Consider the following 8,443-nt stretch of genomic DNA (forward strand, 5'->3'; position numbering starts at 1 on the left):
GGGGTGGGGGTCCACACGGGCAGTCTTTGCTGAGACCCCCACCCCCAACCCCTCCCCGCAAGGGGGAGGGGGGCCCAGTGCCAATGCCGCTCGACCGGCGGTCTCACTCCACCTTGCATAGGAAGACATCCGATGCTCGCAATCTCCGATCTCCATGTCGCCTATGGCCAGAGCGAGGTGCTGCATGGCCTGAACGTCAAGGTCGCGCCCAACGAGATCGTTGCGATCATGGGGCGCAACGGCATGGGCAAGACCACCTTGATGAAGTCGCTGATGGGCATCCTGCCCGCCAAGAGCGGCTCGATCGCGATGGACGGCTCCGAGCTCTCCGGCATGAAGAGCTACGAGCGCGTCGCCAAGGGCCTCGCTTATGTGCCGCAGGGCCGCATGATCTTCTCGACCATGACGGTCAAGGAGAACATCGAGACCGGCCTCGTCGTGTCCGGCGAGTCCGAAGTGCCCGGCGACATCTATGAGCTGTTTCCGGTGCTGCTGGAGATGAAGGGCCGCCGCGGCGGCAATCTGTCCGGCGGCCAGCAGCAGCAGCTCGCGATCGCGCGCGCGCTCGCCACCAAGCCCAAGGTGCTGCTGCTCGATGAGCCGACCGAAGGCATTCAGCCGTCGATCATCAAGGAGATGGCGCGCACCCTGAAGCGCATCCGCGACGAGAAGGGGCTGTCGATCGTTGTCTCCGAGCAGGTGCTCAGCTTCGCTCTCGACATCGCCGACCGCGTGCTGGTGATCGAGAACGGCGAGATCGTCCGCGACGATCCGCGCGACTCCGTCGATGCCGCTCAGGTGTCCAAATATCTGTCCGTCTAACCACTCCGTCCAAGCAAAGGTAAAGGGGAGCTCTTGATGCCTGACACACTGATCAAGGTCGATCTGACCAAGTCGGCCTACGAGAACGACAAGGTGCACAATCGCTGGCACCCCGACATCCCGATGGTGGAGTGGGTCAATCCCGGCGATGACTTCATCATCGAGACCTATGACTGGACCGGCGGCTTCATCAAGAACAACGACTCGGCCGACGACGTGCGCGACATCGACCTGTCGATCGTGCACTTCCTCTCGGGCCCGATCGGCGTCAAGGGCGCCGAGCCCGGCGACCTGCTGGTGGTCGACCTGCTCGATGTCGGCCCACTCAAGGAGAGCCTGTGGGGCTTCAATGGCTTCTTCTCCAAGCAGAACGGCGGCGGCTTCCTGACCGACCATTTCCCGCTGGCGCAGAAGTCGATCTGGGACATCAAGGGCCTCTACACCTCGTCGCGCCACGTGCCGGGCGTGAACTTCGCCGGCCTGATCCATCCCGGCCTGATCGGCTGTCTGCCGGATCCGAAGCTGCTCGCGACCTGGAATGAGCGCGAGACCGCGCTGATCGCGACCAACCCGACCCGCGTGCCGGGCCTCGCCAACCCGCCGTTCGCGCCGACAGCGCATGCCGGCCAGGCCAAGGGCGACGTCAAGGCCAAGATCGGCGCCGAGGGCGCCCGCACCGTGCCGCCGCGCGAGCATGGCGGCAATTGCGACATCAAGGACCTGTCGCGCGGCTCGAAGATCTACTTCCCGGTCTACGTACCCGGCGGCGGTCTCTCGATGGGCGATCTGCACTTCAGCCAGGGCGACGGTGAGATCACCTTCTGCGGCGCGATCGAGATGGCCGGCTGGCTGCACATCAAGGTCGACGTCATCAAGGACGGCGTGGCGAAGTACGGCATCAAGAACCCGATCTTCAAGCCGTCGCCGATCACGCCGAACTATCGCGACTACCTGATCTTCGAGGGCATCTCGGTCGACGAGGCCGGCAAGCAGCACTATCTCGACGTTCACATCGCCTATCGGCAGGCCTGTCTCAACGCCATCGAGTATTTGAAGAAGTTCGGCTACTCCGGCGCCCAGGCCTATTCGATCCTCGGCACCGCGCCGGTGCAGGGCCACATCTCCGGCGTCGTCGACGTGCCCAATGCCTGCGCCACCCTGTGGCTGCCGACCGAGATCTTCGACTTCGACGTGATGCCGTCGGCCGCAGGACCGATCAAGCACATCACGGGCGACATCCAGATGCCGATCTCGCCGGACAAATAACGGTCTCCCTGTGCGACGGGGTGCGGGACGGCTGCGTATCTGGCCGCCCCGCATCCGCCGCGCGGAGGGGAGAGACGAAGTTGCGCAGGAGACGAGACAATGCCGGTCTACGAATATCTCTGTGACGAATGCGGGCCGTTCACCGACATGCGCCCGATGGCGGAATGTGATGATCCGCAAGTGTGCCCGCAATGCCAGGACATGGCGCCGCGCGTGATCCTCACTGCGCCCGCCTTTGCCTGCATGCCGGCGGAGCGGCGCACGGCGCATGCCACCAACGAGCGCAGCCGCCACGCGCCGCAGACGCTCGCGGAATACAAGGCGAAGCATGGGCCGGGCTGCGGCTGCTGTTCGCCGAAGAAGTCGCCGCGGCTGATGACCAAGACCAAAAGCGGCGCCAAGGGCTTTCCGACGGCGCGGCCCTGGATGATCAGCCACTGAGCGCCAGGGGCGGCGCGAGGCGCCGTCCCCTAGCGGGACGCCGGGACCCGGCGTGGCCCTGGTGCGGGCGCTTGGCCGCCGAACTTGACGGTCATGGCGTTGGCACTGTCGCTGATATCGACCAGCGTCTTGCGGCTCTCGTCGATCACCTTCGCGGACTTGCGCTTGAAGCTGTCGACCAGCTCGCGCATCGATTTGATCTGATCGAACAACTGCCCCGGGTTGCCATCGGCGAAGCCGGGAATGGCGCCGTCGATCTTGGTGACCAGCGTATCGAAGCCCTTGAAGATGTCCTCGGCCTTGTCGATCGCGGAATCGAAGGCCGCGGTCTTGGCCTGGAGCGAGGCGGTCTCGGTCTCGAAGGTCTGCAGCGCGTCCTTGATCGCCGGCGCATTGCTGACGACGTATTTGTCGATGTTGTGCACCGTCTCGACCATGGTCTCCTGGTCCTTGAGATCGGCCGTGAGCACCGGCAAGCCGTCGCGGTCGAGCGGAACGGGAGGCGCGGTCGGCGCGCCGCCGACCAGGGAGATCGCGGCGATGCCGGTCAGTCCCTGGAACTCGATGCCGGCGGTGGTGTCCTTGCGGATCGGGGCGGACTTGTCGAGCGTGATCATGGCGACGATCTTGCGCGGGCTTTCGAGATTGATCGACAGGATCTGCCCGGCCTGCACGCCGTCGAAATTCACCGGGCCGCCCTTGCGCAGGCCCGCCGCCGAGCCGCCGTCGAACACGACGCGCATGGTGCTGCGCTGCTCGGCGATGCGGCGCTTCTGCTTGATCAGGACACCGCTGATCCCGGCCGCGACGATCGCGATCGTCAGGGTTCCGACAATAAGATTGATCGCGCGCATTCCGGGTCCGTGGCTGCCTCTGCTCGATTTTAGCCGCTAATGCCGCTGGTTGAAAGCTCAGCGCGCCAGGCCCGGGCGGGAGGGGGCGGCAAGGCCGGCCAGCAGCACCGCGAGGATGCCGGTCAGAAACACGCCGTCGAAGGTCCCGGCGCCGCCGATCGAGGCCACGGGCGCCCCCAAGCTGCCGATCTTGTCGAGGTTCATCAAATCGGCGCCGACCAGCGTGCCCATCGAGCCGCCGATATAGGCCAGCGGCGCGGCATATTCGCGCGACAGCAGGAAGGCGAGAATGGCAGTGACGACCACGGGCGCGAATACCGGGACGGCGATGCCGACACCCTGCACCGGCGTCGCCATCGCATGGATGATCACCGCGATCACCAGCACCGCGATGGTGGCGCGCAGCCAGAGCTGGTAGCGCAGCACGAGATAGGTCGACATCAAGGTCGGGATCACGGCGCCCCCGACATTCACGGCCAGCAGGGTGCCCGGCCATTGATGCACCAGCGGGACGACATATTGCATGCCGAAGAAGTCGATGATCTCGCCGGAGCGCGCGACCTGTCCCGGCAGCATCGTGATCGGGATGTTGAAATAGCTGCCGACCAGCGAGCCGAACAGCAGCAGCATTGCGGTCCCAGAACTGACGCCGAGCTTCATGTAAGCGTAACGCAGGATGCCGAGCTGGATCAGGATGAGCACGACGCCGAACGCCAGCACCAGGATGGCGAAGAAGGCGGGTGTGATCGGCAGGTAATGAAATTGGGAATGCATGTCGAAAGCGCTGCGCAGTTGAGCCGTGTCGTCCGGGCGGGATCATCCCATCAGGGCGGCACCGTGACAAATGGGCATTCGGCGCCTGGTTCCCAAGGTCGGCCACGCTTGCTCCACTCATCGATCGCCGATCAGCCTGGCGTGCAGCAGGTAGCGCTCGGGTCCCTGCGTGAGCGCGTCGAATGGCCAGCAGGTCGACAGTACCAGTTCGGCCTCGTCGGCCTGCGGATCGATGCCGGACTCGTCGAAGCGGACGACGCGGGCCGCATCGGCACGGTAGCGAAAGCTTCGTCCATCGCGCCTGACGATGTCGATCTCGTCGCCAACCTTGACGTCGCGCAGGAAGCGGAAATGCGTGTCGCGATGCGCGGAGTAGACGGCGATGCCGGTCTCGCCCGGCTCGGCCGTGCCCTCGACATGCCCCGCGCCGAAGGCCAGCGCCTGGCCGCTGGAGCCGGCCAACGCGATGGTGGAGACGCCCAGACGCTTCACCTCGATGCGTGCCACCGGGACGGTGTCGGCCCAGGACCACGGCTTGACTGGCTGGCCCGTCGCGATGGTCCGGCTGAAGGCGCGATCGAGCAGCACTTGGGCGACGATGGCCTTGGCATGGATGAATGCGCCGTGGCCGAACAGGGCAGCGCCGACAAGCGCGACCGCGATCGGGACGATGAAGCGAGCCATTCTCTCTCCTCTCGTCATTGCGAGCGAAGCGAAGCAATCCAGGGTCGCGTGTGCAGCCCTGGATTGCTTCGTCGCTTCGCTCCTCGCAATGACGGCATCAGTTAGTTGGCAACCCGTCGCCTCAGTGCGACGAGCCAGATCAGTTCGAGCAGCAGCACACCCAGGCCGAGCAGCATGCTGAGCTCCGCATCAGTCGCCGTCTTCGGCAGCGTGACCGTCGCGGGCGCTGCCGGCACCACCGGCCGCTTCAGGGCAGCGAGCTGCACCTCGCCATCGCCCTCGGCGCGGCGATCCTTCATCGCCGGCAGACGTCCGCGCTCGCCGAACACCTTTTCGAAGTCCCAGCCGGCCGGCAGGTTGATCGGCAGCTCCGCCAGTCGCAGCGGCTCGCCGTCAGGGCGGCGCGGGGTCTTGTCGACGGCGACCAGGCTGGTCAGGCGGGTCACCAGCTGATGCTCCATGGCCAGCTTGAGGATGGCGCCATCGGCTTCCTCCGGCGTCATCTGCCGCATCGTCTTGGCCACCTCGGCATCGCCGATCTTGCGCCGCGCCCACAGCTTGGAGAGGCCCTTGCCTTCGGCGGCACCCGACAGCGGCAGCGTGATCGTCCAGGGCTGGTCGCCGATGCGGCCCTTGAGCTGCAGCGAGCCGGCGAGGCGATCGATTTTGGCCGCGAGCACCAGCGGCTCGTTGCGATAGACGTCGGGCAGCACGGCGGGCGTCAGATCGGCAGAGGCTTCCGAGAACGTCGCGGTCAATCCCATCACCACCGGATTCTCCAGCTTGGCGAACAGGTCGCGCATGCGCTCCTCGACCTGCTCGACCGTGCCGATATGGGTGAAGGCGCCGCGGCCGAGCTCGGCGGCGCGGCTCATCAGATAGGTGTTCGGCGCCGAGCCGATGCCGACCATGAAGATGCGCGAGCGGCCGCGCATCGCGGTGATGGTCTCGAACAACTGCTGCTCGTTGCCGATCGCACCGTCGGTCAGGAACACCACCTGGCGCACGCGATCACTGTCGCTGCCGTCGTCAGTGAGCGCCGCGCGCATCGCCGGCACCATCTCGGTGCCGCCGCGCGCATCGAGCGAACTGACGAAGCTGGTGGCGTTGCCGACATGCTCGGCATCGGCCGGCACCGAGGACGGAAACAGCACCGTCATCGTGTCGTCGAAGCGGATCACGTTGAAGCGGTCGCCCGGCTGCAGCCGTCCGAGAGCATAGAGCAGGCTGGCCTTGGCCTGGCGGATCGAGGTGCCGCCCATCGAGCCGGAATTGTCGATCACGAAGATGACGTCGCGCGGCTGCGGGCGCTGCGTCGTTGCTGCCACCGCGGGCGGCGTGACGAAGGCGAGCAGGTAGTCGGCATCGCCGACCTGCTCGTGGAACAGGCCGACCGATGGCATCTTCTCGGACGCGGGCTTCCAGGTGAGCTCGAAATCGCGATCGGCGGGCACCACGCCTTCAGCCAACGTCACGACACGCGTTTTTGCATCAGGGCTGTCGATCGTCACCGGGTGGTGGTGGCTCTTGACCTCGCCGAGCGCGAAGCCCGCCTGCAGCCGCACGGTGATGCGGGTCGGATTGACCGGAGCATCCTTGGCAGGATCGAGTACCTCCGGTGAAATGCGGTCGCGATCCGGCACCGGATCATTGCTCGCCGCGCCCCAGCCGTTGCTGTCCGGGCGGAGATCGACGCTCTGCACGATCGGCTTGGGATTGTAGCGCGGCGCCACCACCAGCGGCACCCGCAGCGCGAATTCGCCGGCGACCTGGGCCACGGGCTGCTGATATTCGATCTGCACCAGCACGGTCTCGCCGGGGCCGATATTGGCGACCGAGTTGGTGAAGATGTTCGGCCGCTCCTGCTCGGTCAGCGCCGCGGTCTTGCCGTCGCGCTTGGCCTGCTCGTAGATCACCTTCGCCTCCTGGCGCGGCTTGATGTCGCCGACCACCACGCGGTCGCCGACGATCATCTTCAAGCTGTCGACCGCGCTGTCCGGCGGCAGCGGATAGACGTAGACGGCCTCCAGCCATTGCGAACTGGTGTTGCGAAACAACTGCGTGACGCGCGCCCGCGCCGTCGGGCCCGACACCACGATGTCGACGTCGATGCCGAGCCTTGGCGCTTCCACGTAGCTGCCATCGCTCTTGAACAGCAGCGCGCCGGAGCGGGCGTCGCCCGGCCTGGTCAGCGGCGCCAGCGGGCCCTCGGCCGACCAGCCAGGGGTGATGCTGAGAAACAGCGCGGTGAAGCCGACCAGCGCCACGGCGGCGGCTTGCAGCAGCAGGAACAGCAGCATGGTCACGATCCAGGACCGGACCGGATGGCGGCTGCTGCGGATGTCATAGTCGATGGTGTCGCTCATGAGGGGCTCCGCAACGAACAGAATGGGGCAGGTTGAGAGTGAGCGGGCGCCGTGATCGCCGCGAGCGGAATGGTCGGTCTTGTTCGGCCGCCGCCCGCCCGGCTCGGTCCGGTGGTGCGCGAGAGGGCGGCTGATCTGTCCGGGTTTGTGCTGTTTTGTCCGTCTGCTAGAAGAGACCTGGGTCATGCGGCAGGGACCAGGATGTCGATATCGGACAATAGCGAGCTCACGGACGAGCAGAGCCGGCAGGTGGCGGAGACCATCCGCGAGGAGATCGCGCGGCGCCGGATGTCGCGGCAGGCGCTGGCGGAGCAGGCCAAGCTGAGCCTGTCGACCCTGGAGAAGGCGCTCGGCGGCCGCCGCCCGTTCACGCTCGCGACCATCGTCCGGCTCGAGCAGGCGCTCGGCATCTCCCTGCGCAAGGCGCCGAGCGCGCCGGTGGCGCCGCCGCCCCCGACCGGTGGCATCGCCCCGGACAGCCTCGGCTCCTATTCACGGCGCGCGGTGGAATGGATCGAGGGCACCTATGTGACCCTGCGGCCGTCGTTCGGCGACAAGGACGCGATCTACGCCTACCGCACCGACATCGTCTGGGACGATGCGGTTTCGTCGCTGGTGTTTCGCGAGGGCGCGCGGCTCGACGCGGCCTTTTCGCAGTTCGGCGAGGTCGCCGTGCCCAACCAGTCCGGCTTCGTCTACCTCGTCACCAACCGCCACGGCCAGCACCGCCTGATCACGGTATCGCGCCCGACTATCACCGGCGAGATGTACGGTATCATCACGACCTTGCTGGCGGGCCGCGGCTCGCTGCTGACGCCGATCGCGGCACCGATTGCGCTGCTGCCGCTGCGGAATGTGGTGGAGCCGAGTTTTGGGCGGCTCGGGGCTGATGATGCGAACTATGCGTTTTATCGCGAGCATCTGCGCAAGACGATCGAGGAGCCGTTCGCGCTGTTCGTGCAGGGCGTGCCGTGAGTTGTTAGTCGTAGGGTGGGCAAAGGCGCGCCCGCACTGCTTGCGTCACAAGCTCCGCCGCATCGCGCGCCGTGCCCACCATTCGCTCCGAGCATGCCGAACGACGGTGGGCACGCAACCGCCTACTTGCGTCTGCTTTGCCCACCCTACGGCAGTTTGCATCGTTGCGCATACTATCAACCGACGTCATTGCGAGCGCAGCGGTAACTACCCAGGTCGCCGCTCTGTCAAGCAAGGCGGATTGTATGGATGAGCTGTGTT

General features: G+C 66.2%; 8 protein-coding genes. 4 read left to right on the forward strand and 4 right to left on the reverse strand.

Translation table 11 applies throughout. The annotated features are described in order from the left end of the window. Nucleotides 1-132: 132 nt before the first annotated feature. The 3 genes from urtE to ACQR1L_RS35025 all read left to right on the forward strand — a co-directional run bounded on the left by urtE (nucleotide 133) and on the right by ACQR1L_RS35025 (nucleotide 2,529). Complete coding sequence (gene urtE / locus ACQR1L_RS35015; RefSeq protein WP_172110383.1) at nucleotides 133-822, forward strand: urea ABC transporter ATP-binding subunit UrtE; 690 nt, start codon at nucleotides 133-135, stop codon at nucleotides 820-822. Nucleotides 823-858: 36 nt separating this feature from the next. Continuing rightward, nucleotides 859-2,088 (forward strand): formamidase, encoded by a 1,230-nt coding sequence (fmdA, locus tag ACQR1L_RS35020; protein ID WP_035648524.1) that lies wholly within the window; start codon nucleotides 859-861, stop codon nucleotides 2,086-2,088. A gap of 99 nt (nucleotides 2,089-2,187) precedes the next feature. After that, nucleotides 2,188-2,529 carry an FmdB family zinc ribbon protein gene (locus ACQR1L_RS35025; protein ID WP_434862464.1) on the forward strand — a complete coding sequence of 114 codons (342 nt, stop codon included), beginning with the start codon at nucleotides 2,188-2,190 and terminating at the stop codon, nucleotides 2,527-2,529. A gap of 29 nt (nucleotides 2,530-2,558) precedes the next feature. Here the strand turns inward: ACQR1L_RS35025 and ACQR1L_RS35030 are convergent, their stop codons facing one another. From ACQR1L_RS35030 to ACQR1L_RS35045, 4 genes are all read right to left on the reverse strand, one after another. After that, a complete protein-coding gene (locus ACQR1L_RS35030; protein ID WP_434862465.1) occupies nucleotides 2,559-3,383 on the reverse strand; it encodes an MlaD family protein in 825 nt (274 codons plus the stop codon). A 57-nt stretch (nucleotides 3,384-3,440) separates the two neighbouring features. Beyond that, complete coding sequence (locus ACQR1L_RS35035) at nucleotides 3,441-4,157, reverse strand: DUF1614 domain-containing protein (RefSeq protein WP_434862466.1); 717 nt, start codon at nucleotides 4,155-4,157, stop codon at nucleotides 3,441-3,443. A gap of 117 nt (nucleotides 4,158-4,274) precedes the next feature. After that, a complete protein-coding gene (locus tag ACQR1L_RS35040) occupies nucleotides 4,275-4,841 on the reverse strand; it encodes a class GN sortase (protein WP_434862467.1) in 567 nt (188 codons plus the stop codon). Nucleotides 4,842-4,942: 101 nt separating this feature from the next. Beyond that, nucleotides 4,943-7,207 carry a marine proteobacterial sortase target protein gene (locus ACQR1L_RS35045; RefSeq protein WP_434862468.1) on the reverse strand — a complete coding sequence of 755 codons (2,265 nt, stop codon included), beginning with the start codon at nucleotides 7,205-7,207 and terminating at the stop codon, nucleotides 4,943-4,945. A gap of 201 nt (nucleotides 7,208-7,408) precedes the next feature. Between ACQR1L_RS35045 and ACQR1L_RS35050 the strand changes: the two genes are divergently transcribed. Further along, on the forward strand, nucleotides 7,409-8,182 hold the full coding sequence (locus ACQR1L_RS35050; RefSeq protein WP_434862469.1) for a helix-turn-helix domain-containing protein: 774 nt from the start codon (nucleotides 7,409-7,411) through the stop codon (nucleotides 8,180-8,182). Nucleotides 8,183-8,443: the final 261 nt, after the last annotated feature.

It is taken from the genome of Bradyrhizobium sp. HKCCYLR20261 (genome assembly GCF_051168435.1).
In the GTDB taxonomy this organism is placed as follows: domain Bacteria; phylum Pseudomonadota; class Alphaproteobacteria; order Rhizobiales; family Xanthobacteraceae; genus Bradyrhizobium.